Origin of the sequence: Derxia lacustris (assembly GCF_002105195.1) — a bacterium.
Taxonomy (GTDB): domain Bacteria; phylum Pseudomonadota; class Gammaproteobacteria; order Burkholderiales; family Burkholderiaceae_E; genus Derxia; species Derxia lacustris.
In genome coordinates, this window is sequence record NZ_MUHU01000007.1 from 22,772 (window position 1) to 44,051 (window position 21,280).

Here is a 21,280-nt window from a genome sequence, read left to right on the forward strand (position 1 = left end):
GCGCCAGGCGTTCCCCACGGGCGTGGGGATGAACCGGTGGAACTGCTGCTTGCTGCGCTCATGGCGCAGCGTTCCCCACGGGCGTGGGGATGAACCGGACATGGTGATCTCCGGTAGGAGCCCGGCGAGCGTGTTCCCCACGGGCGTGGGGATGAACCGGTGGCGGCTACGCGGCGGCGACGGTTGCTGTGGTGTTCCCCACGGGCGTGGGGATGAACCGGCGGCCGCGAGTCGCGGGCCGGCGTCCCGGTCGTGTTCCCCACGGGCGTGGGGATGAACCGACGCCCATCGCGTACATGGTCGGTGCGACTGCGCGTTCCCCACGGGCGTGGGGATGAACCGACACATGGCGCCCAGCACGCGCAGCAGCAGCAGCGTTCCCCACGGGCGTGGGGATGAACCGCCGCGCCTGGACGCACTGGATGCTCACGTTCATTGCATCCATCACAGCGTTTCTCCCGCGGGCAGCGTGCGACTCGGCTTGATGGCCACCCCTGGCAACGGCTGTGCTGCAGCGAGTTTGAATACCCCCTGCGCCGCCCGCTCGCGGCCACCGGGCTTGCCCTCTCATTCCGGCAAGCCCGCGCATGGATCGGCAATCGGAGACAGCTTTCAGGAACCCATGCTTGTCATCGTCCAGCCAAGACAGGGCCGGCACCGCATCCGCCAACCAAGGGCCGACTGATCAGTTGCGGCACCAATCCGAACTGGAGATCAAGCAAGGTGCTGTTGCCGTCGAATTGGGGCATCCCGGCCAAGGTATTGCACGCATAGCGATAAGCGAGATCGCCGCCGAGTGCCAGGACATCACTGCCACTCCCACTGAATTGGGAAGCCAACAGCAAATTCATCAGTCCCGTCCACTGCCTGCCCCCTGGCGGCTGGCAATCGTTGCCGGTCACTCTATCGAACTCCGCAATCATCTTGCCGCCATCGAAGCGTTCGATCTTGTTGTCTCTTAAGGAATCCGTGCTGCCCCGAACATAAGCACCTGCTGGTTCCAGCATGAATTGCAGCGTCAATGGCGGCTTGCGTGATAGCAGGTAGTAGTCGGCAATGCAGATGCTGTCCTGCGGTGCGCCTGCCATATCAACGTAGAGATTGCCGGCCACACGCCGAAAGCTGACGTCGGCATAACGGATGCCACCACCAAGCGATAGCGTGATTGGCGACGACGCATTTTGCAGATGAAGAATGTCGCGGCCGTCGCCGCGATTGAACGCCAGGACCGTCGCCGCCGTTCCTGCATACAACTCGTCATTGCCTGCACCTCCGACCAAGAGGGCGGCCCCGCTGCCTGCGCTGAGAACATCGTTGCCGCTGCCTCCGAACAGTGCGTCATTTCCCGCACCTCCCAGCAATCGATCGTTGCCCGTTTCCCCTTCCAGCACGTCCGCACCGTTTCCGCCCGCCAGGAAATCGTTGCCGCAGCCTGCGCTGATCAGGTCATTGCCATCCGCGCCGTCGAGCGTGTTGCAGCCATCGTTGCCAACAAGCCAGTTGTCCAGCGCGTTGCCCGTACCGTTCACATTGGCCGAACCTTCGAGGTTCAAGGCCTCGACATTCGAAGCCAGCGTATACGTAACGCTGGTTCTGACGGTGTCATAGCCTTGTCCGGCGCTTTCGATGACCTGATCGCCTTGCCTCAGAAGCGTCTGCGCCTCCGAGACGACATAAACGTCATCGCCGTCGCCGCCCATCATCTTGTCCGACCCGGCGCAACCATCGATGTAGTCGTCCCGCTCACTCCCGATCAGGTAGTCATTGAAGCGGGTACCCATCAATTGAATCCCCTTGGTGGAATCCACGCGCAGATTGAAGGTGTCGATGACATTGGCACCATGCTCATCCCTAGCCCTGATGCTGACCACGAACACCTGGCCGTTGGCGCACTGCGTCGGAGTTCCGCTGAAAACCAGTCCATTCGGGTCAAAGGTCAACCAGCTCGGCAAGGCGCTGCCGTCATCAAGCGTGGCGGAGTAGGTCAGGACAGCTCCATGGTCCCGATCGGCAAACATGCCGTCCGGCAAATCCAGTCGGAAGGCACGTCTCGCCCGAACCACCTGATCGCAGATCGGCTCCTTCAGGACAGGTGCGTCGTTGGTCCCGAAGATGTTGAGCGACAGGGTGGACACTGACCTTGAACCGTCTGCGTCCTGAACCGAGTAGGCGAAGCTGTCTGTCACCTTCTCTCCGGTTGCCAGGGCCTGGACCGCAGCGCTGGTGTTGTTCAGCGTGTAGACATAGGCACCGTTACTGCCCAGGACCAGTGTTCCGTACAGACCTTCATAGGTACCCGCTGTCGCGAGCGACAGTTGATCGTCCTTGTCGGTATCAGAATCATTGAGCAGTACATTGCCACTTACGGTACGTGCAAAGTCTTCCTGAAGACGCCCATAGTCAGGTTGCGTGATGGGGGCATCGTTACTTCCCGAAATGGTGATCACCAAGGTGTTGTCGACACGGGCAACACCGTCGGTCACGGCGAGCAGGAAGCGGTCGGTGAGCACCTGATCCTGCCGCAGTTCCTGCACCGCCGGGCTCGCGCTGTCGAGTTGGTAGGCATAGCTTCCGTCGGCCTGCACCGTCAGCGTCCCGTGCTGCCCGAGGTAGGTGCCCGGACTGTCGACGGCGAGCACGTCGCCCGCATCGACATCGTGGTCGTTGCTCAGCAGGTTGCCCAGCACGGGCGTGTTCGCGTCTTCATCGACGCGCGCTGCATCGGGCGAGATCACCGGTGCGTCGTTGATCGGCTTGACGTTGAGATTCAGCGTTGCAACGTTGTCCGATTCGAGCCCATTGCTGACCCTGAACTCAAATCGGGCATATGCAGAACCGGATTCGTCGTGACCAGGACTGAAGACCAGGTGACCGGCATCCAGCCCGATCCGATCCACGCGCGTCGCGGAAGAAACGAGTTGTCCATCGAGGTAAAGGTGACCGGATCCAGCGACAGGGCTGACAAGCACTGACTGAAGCATCCCAACCCCGTCAGCGTCGGTGTAGCTGAAATCGGCAGCACCGAGCGTGCGGTCGTCGTCCTCATTCAGATCGAGCATGACGTCACGCGCGACGGGGGCGACGTCCGAACGCGGTACCTCCACCGAGACCTCGGCTTTGCTCACGCCCCCTTGGCCGTCCTCGACGCTATAGCTGAACCGGGCAGTACCCGCATAGCCGGATTCGGCCTGGAATTCGACGACACCCTGTGCGCTCAGGGAGACCGTGCCATGCACAGCGTCACTGACCGAGCTGACGCGCAGCTGCGCGTGCGGCGTGTCGATGTCCACATCGTTCTGCAGCAGCACAGCGGCCGAAACCGTCAGGCGACCGTCGCGATCGGCAGTGAATGCTTCACCGGTGACAGTCGGTGCGTCGTTCACGCCAAGGACCGTCAGCTGAAAAATGTCGCTGACCGAACCCCCATCGGGCTCGGTGGCTGTAACGCGCAGCTGGAGGACGTCTACGTCCCCGTTGGCAGGCGTTCCACGGAAGGTCCTGGTCGCCGAATCGAAGCTAAGCCATGGCGGCAAGGGTGAGCCATCGATCCGCGTGACGGAAAAGACGAGCGCGCCACTTGAATCCGGGTCGCTGAAGGTGCCGCCTGGCAGGACGAGCTCGAAGATGGAGTCTTCCTGAACGGCCACATCGGCAATCGGCTGCACAAGGATCGGTGGAAGGGTCTTCTCGTCGATTCCGAGGGAAAAGGTGTCGGTGGCAGTTGCTCCCAGACGATCCGTCACCATCACCTGTATCTCGGTGGACGCGCGCTGCGAGGCAGGCACCCGTCCGGAGAAGGTCCGGGTTGCGGCGTCAAAGCTGATCCACGATGGCAAGGCCGCGCCGCTGAGCAGGGTTGCCCGGTAGGTCAATGCATCGCCCGAATCGAAGTCGACAAAGGTGTTGCGGGGCAACTGGAAGCTGAATGTCTGGTCGCGTCGGTACACCTGATCGGGCGCGGGTAATGTCAGTCGTGGGACGTGGTTGCGATCGGAAAGGCTGACCGACAGGGAGAACGTGTCCGAGACGGTGTTGCCTCGCAAGTCGGTCGCACTGACCTGGATGCTGTAGTCACCCACGTCCTCCGGATCGGGAATGCCGGACAGCCTTCCGCTGGCCGTGTCCACGCTCAACCAGGATGGCAATGCCTGGCCGTTGGCCAGCATCGCCGAATACCTCAAGGTCTGGTCACTATCCAATTCGATGAAGCCGGTGGAGGCGTCAAGCGCAAACGCGTCGCCCTCGGAAATCGCCAGATCAGGGAGCGGGGTGAGCAGCCTTGGCGCGTCGTACTCGCCCAGCACCGTGATCTTGACCTGCCGGGTTGCGCCACCGACCCAGTCATGTCTCAGACCATCGGGCTCCCGATAGTCTTCCGCAAAATTGTCCAGCGCGGTCAATGTCAGGTAATAGGTGCCGGGTGCAAAATCCCCGGGGTTGCCGGAAATCATCGTCACATTGCCAGCCTCGGTGGTCACGCGGCCCCATAGCTCGACTTGGTGGGTCAGGCGGTTGAAGCTGCTCAGTTCTCGGTAGCTCGACATGGCCGACACAGTCACCTTGTCACCATCCGCGTCGTGAAACAGCGAGCCGGGCAGAACAACCGAAAACGCCTGATTCTCCCGCAGCACGATCTCGGGGATGGTGTCAATGGTGGGAGCCCGGTTGGCGATGACCTTCAGGCGAGTCATTGCCCGCCCGCCGTGTCCATCGTCCGCAATGATGTCGAAGGTCTGCCGCCGGGGCGGGGGCGTGGCGCCTTCGTAATGCAAGGCATGCATTGCGGCGTCGTAGACCCAGTCGCCTAGGCTGTTGCTACCCGCCAGCAGCACGGAAACGTTCAGCGTGTCGTGATCGACATCGAAGAATTTCGGAATGAGCACCGGCACGGTTTCATTCATCGTGGCGACAATGCGGGTGTCGGGTTCGCCCCAGCTGTTGATGCCGCGAAAGCGATCCCACGTTGGCGCGGGGGCGGTTTCCCACGGATTCAGCAGGTCCTGGACCACGACTGGAACGTGATTGACACCGGACGGGTCAACCTCGACCGTGAACTCGGTGGTGGCCTCCAGTCCGAGACGATCGAACGCCACGAGAGCAAACCGCCATGTGCCGACATCCCAGAAATCAAGCCTGGAGTAGGCAAATCCGTTGCCGTAGTAGTCCGGCACCAGATTGAGCAGTCCTCCGGAGGCATCCAGCCTGAATCCGCCTCTTGCGTGCTCGGGGGCAGACAGCTGTCGGAGATGGTAAGTCAGCACATCGCCGCGATCCGGGTCCGTGAACACGTCTGTCGGCAGACTGATCGCGGTCGCCGATCCTTCCCTGGTGGTTACGGTATCGATCGAATGGCCAACGATGGGGGCGTCATTGATGTTGCCGACCACCACGTCGATGTCTTCGAACGCCGTCAGACCCTGTTCATCCCGCCCGACCACGCGCACGGTCGTGACGCCGACGCTTTCGGCACCCGCCACGCCGGTCAGGCGCCGGGTGGCCGCGTCGTAGTGCAACCACGATGGCAGCGCTTCGCCCGAGGCAAGTGTCACCGCAGCGATGACGGCGGAACCCTCACGATCCACGAACAGATCGACAGGCAAGGTCAGGTCCAGCGCTTGTCCCTGCCAAAGGACCGGACCGGGCAGCATTCGCAGCACGCGCGGCGGATCATTGACATCGTCCGCGACAGCGATCACGAAGGTGTCGGATGCCGCCCGACCATGCATATCCGTTGCAGTGACCGTGACGGCGGTGATGCCCACGTCAGCACGTCCCGGTTGCCCCGAGAAGCGGCCGCTCCTGCCATCGAAGTGGAGCCAGTCCGGCAGTGGGGCACCGCTGGCCAGGGCGGCGGAGTACGTGAGGCTGTCGCCTGCATCAAAGTCGTTGAAGGCGTCTGGTGGCAGCACGAAGTCGAGCGCCGCGCCTTGATGCCCCTGCTGATCCGCCAACGGCCGCCAGATCACCGGCGAGGTGTCGTTCGGATTGCGGATCGAGAGATTGAATTCGTCCTGGAGGCCCAGGTTGCCACTGTCGGTTGCCAGCAGCCGGATGGTCAGCGAACCGACGTCGCCTTCGCTTGGCGTGCCGGACAATCGGCCGCTGGTGGAATCGAAGTGCAGCCAGCTTGGCAGCGCCTCGCCATTGCCAAGCGTGGCTCGCGCATACGGCGTGTCACCTGGGTTTGCATCAACAAAGACGCCATTCAAATCGAGCTCGAAATGCACGCCACTGTTGATCAGTTGATCTGCGGGCGCATTGGCCAGCACTGGCGCCAGGTTCGTGCCGCTGGCCACAATCGCCGCTTCGATCTGCGTTGCCGTCCACGCCGTGCCGTCGGCGAATCGGATGGTCTCGATGGCTCCGCTGCCGAGGTAGTAATTGCGAACGGTCAGGCGGTCTTGCGTGGCTCGAATCGACAGCAGCAGATCATTGGCAGCACGCCGCACGACAAGATCGCCTGCAAGAATGCCCGCCTGCAAGATCAGCACATCGTTGGACGAGATCGATGCGGCGGCGTCGTTGTCATCGATCATGTCGTGACCGTCACCCAGCGCGAACAGATACTGGTCGTCACCGGCGCCTCCGCACAACAGGTCTGCCCCACTGGCGCCGTCGAGCACGTCGGTGCCAGCGTCGCCGACAAGCGTGTTCGCACCAGCATTGCCCGTCAGAACGTTGGCCAAGGCGTTGCCAGTGCCGTTCAGGTCTGCCGATCCGGTGAGTGTCAGACGCTCGACCTGGTCTGCCAGCAGGAAGCTGACGCCTGAAAAAACCTGATCGTTGCCTTCGCCGATCAACTCGACGAGCTGATCGGCCTGGTCGTCGACCACATAGGTGTCGTCACCGGTGCCGCCATACATCACGTCGGCGCTGGTGCCGCCGTCCAGTCGGTCATTGCCACCCAGTCCCCGGAGCACGTTGCGTCCGGCGTTTCCGGTCAGCACGTTGATCTGGTCATTGCCCGTCGCGTTGACATTCGCCAGGCCCAGCAGCTCGACGTTCTCCACGCCCGAGCCGGCGGCGAGCGTCTGCGTCACAAGACTGGCAATCGTGTCGACGCCTTCACCTGCCAGTTCAATGACGGTGTCGGCCGCACTGTCCACCACATAGCGGTCGTCCCCCGTGCCCCCGATCAGGATGTCGGCGCCCGCACCGCCATCCAGCGTGTCGTTGCCCGTGCCGGCATCGATCCGGTTGCTCGCCGCATTGCCGGTCAGGCGGTTGTCGGCATCGTTGCCGGTCACGTTGATGGCGGCCGAACCGAGAATCTCCACGCCTTCGATCATGCCGGCGACAACAACGTCCTGGCTCGCTAGCAAGCGCACCGTATCGATGCCGCCCCCGGCTCGTTCGATGACCTGATCCAGGTCATCGACGACGTACAGATCGTCCCCATCGCCGCCTTCGAGCAGGTCGGCCCCCATGCCGCCTACGAGGGTATCGTTGCCCTTGCCGCCGAACAGACGGTCATCACCCGCCCCGCCGGCAAGATAGTCATCCCCCGCGCCGCCCTCGAGGAGCGCGGGATCGGCGCCGTTGACCAGCAGACGGTCGTTGTCGCTGCTGCCTGTCCTGATCGACGCGCGTCGCAGCAGATCCGCGACCGTCCAGACCGTGCCGTCGGCGAAGCGCACCTGCATGATCGGCATCAGGTTCGCCGCCGTCTCATACCAACTCGTGAAGCGCAGGCTGTCGCCCCCGCTTTGCAGCACCAGATCGGCGCTCTCGCGCCGGACCTCGACAGTATCGGGAACAATTTCCGCGCCCATTGCCAGCGTGTCGAACACCCGGCCCGCCGACACGACGACAGCCCCCTGGTTCCTGTCGAGTTCGACGACACTGTCGCGGGCGATCCAGGTCAGCGGATCCAAGACCGTGCCGTCGGCAAACCGGATGCGCTCGACCGACAGCGGGAAGCCGCCGGAGCCGAACAGGGTCACCGCATCAGCGTCGCCATCCACATGCAGGACCAGATTGCCGTTGACGATTTCGCGCGTGACATCGCTGACCTGAATGCCCGTGCCAAACATGAGCGTGTCGAGGTCGTCCGGATTCGTGCCGAAATCGGCCACGGTGTCCCGGCCATCGCCCCGATTGAAAATGTAGGTGTCGCTGCCGCTCCCGCCTTCCACGACGTCATCGCCCTTTCCACCCTCGAGCTGGTCACGTCCCGCGTTGCCAAGCAGGCGATCGTCGCCGTCGTCGCCGAGCAGGGTGTCGTTGCCGGTGCTGCCGCCGAGCGTGTCGTTCCCCGCACGGCCAACCAGCTGGTCGTTTCCTGTCGATCCGACCAGCGAATCATTGCCTGCCGTTGCTGGGGTCAGGCGCAAGGCGATGTCCGCCGTGGTCCAGATCGTGCCGTCGGCAAAGCGGATTTCCGCCAGCTGCAGGGCCTGCGCCGTGCTGCCGTTTGCCGAGGCCGTTTGCCAGCCATAATTCACGCGGACCTGCTGTCCTCCAAGGTCGAGAAGCAGTGCCGGAGCGGAATAACTGGCGTCAAGTCGGACTGCCACATCCTCGGGCCGGATGCCCGCGCCGAACTCGATGCGGTCCAACCCCTCGGGTTCGGTGATGCCCAGATCCACGGTGTCCCGCCCGAAGCCCGCCTCGAATCGCAGGACATCATGTCCCGCACCACCACTGAGCAAATCATTGCCCGCGCCGCCGTCGAGCGTGTCGTCTCCGATTCCACCGCTCAGCGTGTCGGCGCCGTTGCCGCCACGGAGCCAATCGCCGCCGGCACCTCCACTCAGCGTATCGGCGCTTTCACCGCCGGTCAGACGGTCGTCACCCGATCCGCCATAGATACGGCTGCTGCCGGCTCCCGCCACCAAATCGTCGTCCGCGTCGATACCAAATTGCAGATCCGTCCCGTCGGCCGGAGCGTCGTGCAAGATTGCCGTGAAGAGCGTTCGACCATCAATCACGCTGCCGTCGCCGAACACCAGGCTTGCCATCGTCCAGGGCCTGCCACTTGCGTCGAACTGGCCCCAGAGCGGGCCGAGCGTTGCAGTCGAGTCCCTGAGCGCCACCGAGAAGAAGAAGCCTGACGGACTGAAGACAATGTCTCGAATCCGGACGTCCTCGCGCTGCACGTTGCTGGCGAACTCGATCCAGCGCGGCGTCGGGTGGTCGTCAGGGCGTTGCCGATCAATCGTGTCGCGGCCCGAATCGAAGCCGAGCACCACCGTGTCGGTGTTGAAGTACTCGATGCGGTAGAGGTCGTCCCCTGCGCCGCCGTCGAGGCGGTTGCTTCCGGCGTTGCCGTTCAGCACATCGGCGCCCGCGTCCCCATAGATGCTGTCATCGCCATCGCCGCCGTAGAGGACGTCGTTGCCGTCGAGGCCGTGGATCACGTCCGCAAGCGGGCTCGCCGTGGTCGGATCGACATAGTCGGCGCCTGCCGTCCCGATGGTCGGATCGGACCTGGCATGCGCCAAATCGATGACGGCGCCGTCGGCAAACCGAAGCGTATGAATGCGGTCCTGGGAATAGCCCCAGCTCTGAATGCGCAGCACATCGGCCAAGGAACCCGAGAGACTCAATAGGAGGTCGATGCTTCCCGCCGGCCGACTGACCGACACGTCCTGCCAGCGGATACCCGTGCCAAACTGGATCACGTCCGCGCCGTTCGCGTAGATGACCAGGTCGGCACCGCTGCCATAGCCGAAGACGATGGTGTCCGTCTGCTGGGGCCTTTCGGTGCTCTCGTAAAGATTCAGCGTGTCGTTGCCCAGGCCGCCGTCATAGGTGTCCTGACCGTCTGCGCCCTTCAGTGAATCTGCCCCGGCCCCGCCGTTCAGCGATTCGTTCCCGCCAAAGCCTTGCAGCGTGTCGGCGCCGTCCGTGCCGTTGATCAGTCGGTCGCGGTAGTCCGGAACGCCGGATATGCCGGGGGCCAGGGCCGACGCAAACATCGAGAAGATCGTGTCATGCGACCAGACCGTGCCGTCCGCGAACCGGACCTCCATCGGGATGATCGGCTGCGATTGAAGGAACCACGCCGAGAATGTCAGTCGCTGCCCCGTGTCATTGACGATCAGGGCAAGCGAATCGGACTGGCTGCTGCCGCTGTCGATCGAGCGGACGAAGGCGACGTCGCCAGGGACAAACTCGACCCCGAGTTCGATGACGAGGCGCGCTGTGGCAGCAGCCCCGACGGGCATGGCACGCATGTCGATCCGGTCGGACCCGGAGTCGCGGCCAAAGCGGATGACGTTAATGCCGTCGATGCGGGGGATGCCGACCGTGTCGTCTCCCAAGCCGCCATCGATCGTGTTGTCGCCGCCCGACAGCGTCAGGTAATCGTTGCCGCCTTCCCCCAGCAGAAGATCGTTGCCAGCGCCGTCGTTCAGCGCGTCCGGGCCGGCTCCGCCCAGGAGGGTGTCGTTGCCGTCGCCACCGTTAAGCCAGTCCCTGCCGTCACCGCCATTCAAGCGGTCATCGCCCGCTCCCCCCGCAATCCAGTCCGCTTCCAGGCCGCCGTCGAGGCTGTCGGCCCCCGATCCGCCCAGGAGCGTGTCGGCTGCATCCGTCCCGACCGTTGGGCGATCGGCGTGCGCCGCGATTTCGGCGCCTGACCAGCGTGTGCCATCGTTGAAGACGATCCCCGTTGCCCGTTCGATGCCGACCAGCGAATCTCCGGAGCCCGAAATCCTCAGCGTCAGTGGCGCAACCACGCCGTCGACTGCGCCTCCCTCGATCTCCACCTCGGTTGCGCTCACGCCTGCAAGGATGAGGTAGCCAGCGCCATTGCTGCTGCCAATCCGGTCCGTCCCGCTGCCCCTGCCGAAAATCACCGAAGCGGAACCAACCAGATTCAAGGTGTCGTTGCCTTGCCCGCCGTCGACCAGGCTGTCGCCGTAAGCTTTGATCTGGTCATTGCCGTTGCCGCCCCTCAGGTGTCCGGTGCCTGAAATCTCGTCATCGCCGTCGCCGCCATCCAGGACATTGCTGCCCTGATCGTCAATCAGGCTGTCGTTGCCGCTGCCACCCCACAGCAGATCGTTGTCCGTGCCGCCCAGAAGGGTGTCGCGTCCCGCGCCGCCTCGCAGGACGTCCGCGCCACTTGCCCCGGTCATGCTGTCGGGGCCGATGCTGCCGGTCAGCGTGTCGTTCGCATCATTCCCGCTTGCCGTGTGGATGCGGTAGGCCTCCAGATCGGAAACCAGCACCGTGCCGTCGCTGGCCACGATGCGGCCCAGGACCGTGCCGGGCTGGAGATAGGTCACTCCCCAGCCAAAGTCGAGCTTCGTCTGGCCGTTATGACCCGTCGAGTTCCACCACTCTTCCGTGACGGTGGAGACCACGAGGTTTTCGGCATCGAGGCCCGGGCCCAGCACGATCCGGTTGCTGCCTTCCGTATCGCCGATCAGGTCACTTCCGCTGGCGGCGTCAATCGCATAACTGTCATTGCCCTTGCCCCCGAGCAGGGTGTCGTTGCCATCACGTCCGTCGAGGACATCGTCGCGATCCGAGCCGAAAATGGCTTCGGCGGCGCTCGTCCCGTCGGTCACGCGAATGCGCTGCATCACGTCGTCGTAGCCCCACTGCTGCCCGTCGGCAAAGACGAAGAACTCGATCCGGCTTTCGACACTGAAGTAGGACTCGATCCGGACGCTGTCCTGCGCCCCCTCGATGTCGATGACGAGCGCATTGCGAATCCGGCGGATCCGCAGTTGCTCGGGTGAAATGCCTGCGCCGAAGAGCAGCGTGTCGCTGCCGCCGCTGTCCCCCTGCAACGAGTTTGGATTCCCGATGGTCAGCACCCCGTAACCCGACCGGAACACATACCGGTCGTCGCCGCCCCATCCGTTGAGCAGGTCGCCGCCACCCAGGCCGTCGAGGATTTCGCCCCGCAGAGTGCCACCGAGAAAGTCTCGGCCGGTCGTCGGCATCTGCATGACGTAGCTTGCGACGGCCTGTCGCGTCCATACGGCACCGTTTTCGAACTCGACGCGCTCGATCTCGGGCAATCCGTCAGCGCCAGTGTGGAGCCGGACCTCATCCGACGTGCCGTAGTGGCGCAGCACGATGAAGCCGTCTTCGTGCAGAACCTGGACATCCTGTGGCTGGAAGCCGGAACCGAAGCGCAATACACCGTCGCCCGAAGCGTCGAAGATGCGGTCGTGTCCGTCGCCGGAATTGAACCGGTAGACATCGAAGCCGGCCCCGCCGTCGAGGTCATCCAGTCCCTGGCTGCCTGCGAGCGTGTCGTCGCCGCCGAGGCCCCGCAGAATGTCGTTCCCTTGGCCACCGTCGAGCAGATCGCCCGTGCCCGTGCCCACCAGGTAATCGTCTCCCGACGACGGCAGCGTGGCACGGCGCTCCAGTTCGCTTCGATCCCAGCGGATCCCGTCGGCAAAGCGCACGGCCTCGAGCCGGTTCGCGTCATCGGCATACCAATCCTGCACGGTCACCACCGCGCCATCCGGCAGGTCCAGATAGAGATTGGCCGCATCTCGTCTGACCACGATTGCCGTGCTGTCGACACTTTCGTCAAAAACGAGGGTGTCCAGGTCGCTGGAGCCAAGGTCGGCGATGGTGTCGTTGCCGTCCCCCAATGCATAGGCATAGCGATCGTTGCCCTGACCGCCGAGCAGCAAGTCCCTGCCTTGTCCTCCGCGCAGGGTGTCATCCCCGGCATCGGCGAGAAGCACATCGTCGTCTCCGGTGCCCTGCATCAGATCCGCCGCGACGCTGCCGATGCCGTTCACGGCCCGGTCGCTCAGTTCCTGCGCGGACCATCGCGTTCCGTCCGCGAACTCGAGCGCCTCAATGGTCGGACCCTGAGGGGCGAACCAATCCTTGATCCGGATCCAGTCGGACTGGTTGCCGACAAGCAGCAGGAGATCGGCGTCAAGACGTGCCGCACGGGTCGCGCCGGGCAGGATGCCTTCGGCCAGGCGGATGACGTCCTCGCCGGCGATGCCGTCATCGACGATAACGTCCCGACCGTCGCCGATTGCGAACAGATAAGTGTCCCCGCCGTCGCCGCCTTGCAGGAAGTCGCGGCCATGAGCGCCGTCCAGCGTGTCCGCGCCTCCCAGACCCAGCAAGGTGTCGTTGCCATCGCCGCCCCACATGGAATCGGCTGACGCGAAGCCCGAGATTGCATCGTCCGCATCGCTGCCTTGCGACACCCACCAGCGGATATCGTCGGCGGTCAGGGTGGTCCACCACCCGTTGTGCCCAAACTTGAAATACTCGACTGTCGCTTCGGGCGCCCCGAAGAATTGCCGTAGCGTCAGGCGATCGTTGGTGCCGGTCAGTCGCACGATCAGATCGTCGCCGCTGCGCTCGAACGCAACCTCGTCGAGTCCAATCCTGTCGCCGAAGACAATGCTGTCGGCGTTGCCGACGTCGTCCGACTCGACGATCAGGTCATCGCCCGAGCCCACGTCGAAGAGATAGGTGTCGTCGCCCGACCCGCCGAGCAGGGTGTCGTGATCCGCAATCTGGCCGCCGTCGAGGGTGTCGTTTCCGCCGCCACCGCTCAGCAGGTCGTCGTCGAGCGCAGCTTGGGCATTGGCACCCGGCGCCACATTGCCGTACAGAAGATCGTTTCCGTCTGCGCCAACCAGCGTGTCGCTCCCCGCGCCACCGATGATGACGTCGCTGCCATCGCCGGCGACCAGTTCGTCACCGGCATTCGAACCCACGAGATGCTGCGGCGGAGGTTCGATCAGGAGCGCCATGCCGAGCAGATCGGCTGCGGTCCATGTCGTGCCGTCCGCGAACTCGACCCGTTCCACGCCCATGCCCCGCGCATTGACCTGGGACTTGAGAATCACTGCACCACCATCCGCAAACGCGAGGGTGACGTCGTGGTGATCGCGGGTGATCGTGACCATGCCGGGATCGATGCCAGCACCCAGCCGGAGCACATCGTGCTGGCCGGGCGTGGTGTCGAGGTCGACAACCTGATCTGCCCCGCCGCCCCGTCCGTACACGTAGAGGTCGTTGCCGGCGCCACCCGTCAGGACGTTGTCCTGCAGGTTGCCCTTGAGCGTGTTGTTGCCGGCATTGCCGGTTGCCCGCAGGGCACTGCCGATCAGGGTCAGGTTTTCCACATTGCCGGCGAGCGTGAGGTCGACGGTCGACAGGACCGTGTCGTCGCCTCCCTCTGCCGCTTCCACGATCACGTCGCCGGACTCGCCGACGAAATAGACGTCGTCGCCCGCACCACCGATCAACGTGTCCGCGCCCGTGCCGCCGTCCAGCCAGTTGGCGCCATCATTACCCGCGAGCACGTTGTCCCGGTCGTTGCCGGTGATGTTCCAGTTGCCGCTGCCATGGAGCGCCCCGTCGACCATGCCGGGCGCAAGCGTCAGGTCGGCGGCATCGCTCGATGCCGGACCGAACATGGCCGCGATCGCCGTGGCGTCGTAGCTGGCGTCACCCACCACCAGCTCGGACACCCGGGCCAGATCGACGGCGATGCGATCGCCTTGCGCGCCGTAGCGCAGCACGCCCTGACTGTAGTAGACGTCGGCGGTGCCGACCCCGCCGAGTCGCAGACGTGACTGGCCCTCCGCGTCGGCAATGCTGTCCTCGCCATCCCCGAGCGCGAAGACGTAGGTGTCCTCGCCCGCGCCGCCTTGCAGCAGGTCATTGCCCCGACCACCGGCAATGCTGTCGTTGCCGTCCCCGCCCGACAGCACGTTGGCCAGCGCATTGCCTATCAGCGTGTCGTTGCCCGCGCCGGCACTGGCGTTCTCGATGCTGCTGCCATAGCCGACGAAGGACTGACCAGGCGCCAGGATGCTCGCGCTCTTGCCGCCCAGCGATGACCATCCGCCCGGGCCGAGATCGATGACGGCATCCTGCGTCGCCTGGCTCGCGTCGAAGCGGTCGACGCCGCCCGCGTCGGCGATGAACCGGTCGCCGAAGCCGTAGACATCGTCGCCGGTGCGTGTGTCGCGGGCCACGCCGTACAGGTATTGCAGGGCCGCGACGTCGAAGGGGGCCAGCGCCACGGCCGGGTCAGTCGTGCGCGTGTACGACATCACCGTATTGGCGTTGCTGTTCTCGGTATCGGGCAGCAGCGGCGCCTCGAAGGGGTGCTTGAGGCCCAGCGCATGGCCGGTCTCGTGAAGGATCACCTCGAAGCCGGTCTGGCCTTCGCTCAACGACTGCCGCGTCGTGGACTCGCCGAATTCATCCTCGATCCGCTCGGCGAACAGGCGGCTGTTGAGATGGATGTTGCCGGTGGCCGCCACGGCATAGCCGGCAAAGGCGCCGGCCTCCACGCCGGTTAGATCGTCGAGGACATAGCGCAGATCCGCCGTCCCGCCGTCGGTCTGCTCGACGAAGCTGACGTCGATGACTGCGCTGAACCGGGCCAGCGCCGTGCGCACGGCGTTCTTCTGGTCCTCGGTAAACAGATGGGGATTGCGCTCGTCGGGGTAAAAGCTCGCCGCGAAGGAAAAGGTCAGCACATGCTTGCCGGCGCTGCGAACCTCGTCGCGCGACAGCAGCGCGCTGACGAAATACGGCAGATGCGCGTCCGCGAACGGGTCGACGACGGGTATGTCGGGCGGCGGCGCGAGTTCGAGGATCTTCTCGCGATCCCATACCGTGCCGTCCTCGAACACGATCTGTGCGATGGCGCCCTGCGGGGTCGTGTCCGCGCCGTCTTCCGGCAAGGCTCCCGGCTCGTAGCCCTGGACGAAGCCGTCGGCATAAAAGGCTTCGACCGTCACGCTGTCGGTGCCGGTGGCGCCATAGGCAATGACCAGATCCGTGCCACTGCGCGCGACCGACCGGATCTGCTCCTGGCCGAATCGGAAGACGATGGTGTTGTGCGTGCCGTTCGAGCCGTCGTCCTGAATGCGGTCCTGGCCGTCCCCCAGCCCGAAGACGTACATGTCGCTGCCGCTGCCACCGTTCAGGATGTCGTTGCCGGTGCCGCCGTCGAGGATGTCCATCCCCGGCGTCCCGGCGCCGTTGTCGCCGTAGAGACGATCGACACCGGCACCGCCGCGCAGGACGTCGCTGCCGTCGCCACCGGTGAGGATGTCGTTGTCGTCGCCGCCGTCGAGGATGTCGTCCTCGATACCGCCGTCGAGATCGTCGTCGCCGGCTCCGCCCGCCAGAAGATCCTTGCCGTCATCACCAAGCAGCGTGTCCTTGTTGGCGCCACCGTCGAGATCGTCATTCCCGGCACCGCCGACCAGCACGTCGTCGCCGTCCTCGCCGGACAGGTGGTCGTCGTCAAGGCCGCCGAAGAGCGTGTCGGCCTCGGTGCCGCCATAGAGAAAGTCGTCGCCGTTGTCGCCCAAAAGCCGGTCGTTGCCGGCGCCGCCGATCAGCAGATCGCCGCCCATCTGGCTTTCGTCGAGGCCGACCGGATACCACTTCGTGCCCGTGACGTAAGGTCCGTCGCCCAGCAAAGTGTCGTTGCCGGCGCCGCCATAGAGCACATCGGCCCCCAGTCCGCCATCGAGCACATCGCCGTTGTCGCCGCCGTCGAGCACGTCGCGGCCCTTGCCACCTGACAGCTCATCCTTGCCATCGCCGCCATACAACGCGTCGGCGCCGTCATAGCCCACCAGCAGGTCGTCGTCGGCCTCGCCGTAAAGCTCGTCGCCGTCGTTGCCACCGTAGACGATGTCGTTGCCGCTGCCACCCCAGAGCCGCACGCCACGGCCGCCGGTCGCAGCCGGCAGCTCCGCCGCCACGTCGCCCAGCTGCAGCGTGTAGTTCACCGCCTGCCCGAGCTCCGGCGGCAGGTCGCTGCCGATCGCATGGGCGCCCCGGTAAATGCCCACGGTGTTGCCGAGGGTCAGCGTGATTGCGAGGTTGGGTTCGAAGCTGACTTGCGAGGTGTCCATGTTCAACCACCACATCCGCCCGAGGTAGTTGTCGCCGTGGTCGATTTGCGCCGTCACGCTGAAATCGAAGGCCGCCAACTCCGGATGCGCGATCTCGATCCGGGTGCCGTCCTGGTAATAGAAGAAGGCTGCGCCGGTGTCCTGATCGGTCCAGAGCCAGGCGTTGAACGGCTGCCCCTGAACATAGAAATAGGTGTCGCGCCTGTCGTTCAGCGCCCAGTCCATCGTGAAGCCCGCGCGCAGGACGTCGTTGCCGGCGCCGCCATGGGCCACGTCCTGGCCGGCGCCGGTCAGGATCAGGTCGTTGCCATCGCCGCCTTCGAGCCAGTCGTCGCCGGCGCGGCCGTCGAGGATGTCGTTGCCGAGGCCGCCGAGCAGCAGGCTGTCGGCCGCCCCGCCCGCGAGGATGTCGTTGCCCCGGCCGCCATCGTTGGCGTCGCCGAACAGGAAATCGACGTTGTTGTTCAGGTCGAGCGTGGCGTGACCGGGAATCGGCGTGTCGGGTCTCTGGCGGGCCGTGTCGCCGCCGTCCAGATGGAGGCCGAACTGGCCGTCCTGCCAGCCGCGCAGGTAGATCGTGTTGCGATCGTCGCCGCCGACGTTGATCGCCAGCGTGGTGCCGGTGCCCAGGTCGAGACGCCGGATCTCGATGCCACCGGAGCCGACCCAGGCATGGCGGCCGGCGTCGTAGGTCGCGGCGGCGAGCCGCGTGCCGAGCAGCGACAGCACGTCGCTGCCCTGGCCGTCCTCGATCAGATCGGTGCCGAAGTCGGCGGCGTCAAAGACATAGGTGTCGTTGCCGGCGCCGCCGCGCAGCAGGTCGGCGCCGGTGCCGCCGGTCAGCTCATCGTCGTCGGCGCCGCCGTCGAGGCGGTCGGCTCCGCTGCCGCCCTTCAGCACGTCCTTGCCGCTGGCGCCGGACATCAGGTCGTTGTCCGCGCCACCGTCGAGCGTGTCGACGCCGGCGCCGCCCTGGAGGATGTCGTTGCCCGCGCCGCCTTCCAGCGTGGTTCGACCGGTGCCGTCGACCGCGAGCACGTCGTTGCCGGCGTCGCCGCGCAGCAGGCTCTCGTCGTCGCCGGCCGAGGCGCCCAGGTCGTACAGATAGTCGTTGTCGGCGCCGCCCGACAAGGTGTCGCTGCCCGCGTTGCCGTTCAGGAAGTCGAGGCCCGTGTCGCCGTGAAGCTCGTCGTTGCCCGCGCCGCCGTAGAGCACATCGTTGTTCGCGCCGCCCATCAGCGTGTCGTTGCCGTCGCCGCCAAGCAGCCGGTCGCTGCCCGTGTCGCCATCAAGGAGGTCGTTGCCGTCGTTGCCTTCCAGGTGGTCGTCGCCGCCCAGGCCCAACACGGTGTCCTTGCCGCCGCCGCCATAGAGGCGATCGTCCATGCGCTCGCCGGCGAGACTGGACTCGTCGGCATCGCTGCCGAACAGCACATGGCGAGTCGTCATGGTCAGGCCGCCGCGCTGAATGGTCAGTCCGCTTTGGCGGTCTTCCCAGACGGTGTGTTCGCCGTCGTAGGGCGTCGAGGCCGGATGTCCATCGCTTCCCCATCGAGGTGGTTTGCTGCTGTCGTAGTCCGCGTTGATGGCGTTGAAGTAATCCTTGCGGATCAGCAGTTCGGCGCGGTCTTTCAGCCACTGGTCGCTGATGTGCAAGGCGGTCGTCGAGGCGGCGCCACCCGATTCGGCCGCCATCAGTGCGTCCTTGTCGGATCGCCATTGCCGATACACCTCGCCCCATTGCAGTTTCAGCAGTGCATCCAGCGCTGCCGATTCGCCGAATTTCAATACAAAGGGACTGAGCGAATAGAGTGCTGCGAAGGTACCGAAATCCTTCCGGGCAGTATTTGCCAATTCTGGGGATGTGGAAAGCGTCAACTCGATAGACACCTGCCCCCTTGCCAGCTCCTTGTAGATGTCACTTTCCTGAATCCGCTGTAATACCTCATAAAACTTTGTTCGCCCGGTAAATCCACGAGTATCAGCAGGATCCGTTTCCCACCAGGTATTGCCGTCCGGCGAGCCGATCAAATGATTGAGGGAGTTTCGGGCCAATTCGGGGCCGAGCACCAATTCAGCGAGTACATTCAGCATATTCTCCAGCACGTCGCCTTCAGCTTGGCCCTGATCGCCCCCAACGGCTACGGCGCCCTTGGATGCCATCCAATTTGACGCTTCCTTTAGAATGAGCTCGAGCGTTGCTTGACTGGGAGATCGCTGCGCCTCAGGCAACAAATTCAGGAAGGTATTTTGTACGTTCAGTGAATCGATCAGTAGCACCAGACTATGAGTGTCGCCAAAATCCTTTGTGGGAAATCCGGATTCCAGCAGTTTCACCTCCAGATACCATAGCGACGTCAAGGCTGTGTCAAGCGCGATGCCGCCCCGTAGCAGCGGCTGATCCTCGATGAATATCTTGATATCGTTGGCGGTGAGGTGCCATTGTGAATTGGCGACTGCCGATGGCGCGGGTGCCGCGACAACATCGAACTGGGGTGTTGTGTTGGCAATCATCCAGGCAGGAAGCCCTTCCTTGCCATCGAATGCTCTGAACAAGCCGTCCACCAGACCAAGCGCGCGGGTATTGGCGCTGACCTCCAGTACTGCCATCTGGTAATTGAGGTCCGCTTGGGAAATTTCGTTGAGGGCGACTTGGCGCGGCGAGGCAATTGAGTCACTTCCGCTTTTAACGTCTTTTAGGCGATTTACCTCTTTAATAATATCCTTGATTCTAAGATATGCGTCACGCACCTTTCCAGCTTGCTGGATGGTCGAGAAATCGACCGCATTTACCGTGTCATCCAGCGATGGATTCGCCAGGCGATTCAATTCCGCTTCGTCGATTCCGTTCATTGGCTGCCCGCTGCGCAGAGCAGCCTGGGCACGGAGGTAGATGGCCCGCAGTCCTTCATTCGTGATCTGGTTGCTGTAGTCCTGTCTCGACAGTTGATCGAAATTGCTGATCAAGGCCTTGAGCGTGATTCCATTGTCGGGATTGATTGCGCCCACGCCGGCACCGTTGAAGGTCACGGTTTCGGTTGCTGCGCCATTGATCAGATTGAAGGCGGTGGCGAGGTGTCCACCGAGGCTGTAGCCCGTGACGCTGAACGCTTTTCCATTCAAGGGACCGCCGGCCGCAATCAGTTCGTTCTCGTACCAGTCCTGCATGTCGCGGATCTGGCCCCAGGCGAAGCCTGTCTTGCTGATTTCCAGAACGTTGGTTGCCTCGTTGTCGCGCGCCGCGTCGTCGAGGAATTCGGTGCTGCGGAAACTCAGGACGAGTTCGCCTTTCTTTGCGCCGGTGACGGGGTCATCTTCTACACATTTGAATAGCGTTCCACTGAAGCCGGTGTTGGTAGTGTGTTGAGCCTCAACGATCCAGTGTTCTACGAATTTAGTTGCTTGGGTTACGGTGAAGCGACTAGCGCGGTTATTGCCATTTATCAGCGCACGCTCTAAATTTTCGCCTACCTTAATGGTGCGATTGTCATTAGTGAGAAATGCCTCGGCGGCCATTTGCAAGTCGGCATACTTCAACAATTCGGCGATGGTTGGTGAGTTCATTTCCATGATCCTTGTAATTATTTGGCGGGCTTGAGGGCTTTTTCGACGAAATCAAGGGTTTGCCAAGACTGTGCAGAGGAACCAGGCACTCGATATTTTGGATTTGGGGTGCGATGAAAATCTGGGCAGGCATGATCCGCCGCAAACAGCCAAGGGGACCGTCCTCCTGCGCGATTGCCTTGGCCTAGGTCTACCATATATCCAATTCGTTCAGCGATGACTTCATTGGTTTGCAGGTCGATTATCCTGAGCAAACTGCCAGCGATCCAATATTCACGTTCTTCTCGAGTTGAGATATCTTCATAGGTCAGTCCATAGCGTGCAGTGCGGTTGGAGGCAGGGGTCGCAGTCAACGCGAATCGCGTATACCCCTCTAGGGCGGCACTATTAGTCTTCCAAGGTTCATCAATGCGGCCAGTGTAACGGTATAGTTTTCCGTTATTTTGCTCTTCGGCTTCGATGTAATGATAGCCAAGGCGCGGAAAGCTTTCTTTTGACTCAGGAGCCTCTTTCCCTTCTCGATAGCTATTGCGGAGAAATGACTTTATATATCCAGCGCCGCCCATATCATCACCATAGGGATCACTTAGTTTAAATTGATCGCCAAAGTTTGTTTTTTGGGGGCGTACCTTCAACAAATACACCCCTTCTACGTTATCAACGGTCCGGTAGATAAACTCCCCCGACTTCTTGCACCGCTCCTGCCACATCGCATAAGCGGTCTCCGACCGAATACGCGCTTCCCGTCGCTCCAGCATGCCGCCGATGCATCCAGTCAGTGCAGCCGATGCCGTCAATCCGACGAGGCAACGTGCCAGTACCGTCAATATTCTTTTGTTCACTGCTGATCTCTTTGCCAAAAGCAGTTGGTGAGTTGT

General features: G+C 63.3%; 2 protein-coding genes and 1 CRISPR repeat array (1 of these 3 only partly in view). Both genes read right to left on the minus strand.

What is annotated here, in order from left to right; all coding sequences use genetic code 11:
- Positions 1-403: a CRISPR direct-repeat array (repeat unit 29 nt; unit sequence GCGTTCCCCACGGGCGTGGGGATGAACCG) (it extends 420 nt beyond the left edge of the window).
- 226 nt (positions 404-629) lie between these two features.
- Positions 630-20,402: a putative Ig domain-containing protein gene (locus B9P64_RS30790; protein ID WP_176256744.1), complete on the minus strand. Its 19,773-nt coding sequence runs from the start codon at positions 20,400-20,402 to the stop codon at positions 630-632.
- Positions 20,403-20,419: 17 nt separating this feature from the next.
- A complete protein-coding gene (locus B9P64_RS30795; protein ID WP_139826174.1) occupies positions 20,420-21,244 on the minus strand; it encodes a hypothetical protein in 825 nt (274 codons plus the stop codon).
- Positions 21,245-21,280 lie beyond the last annotated feature (36 nt).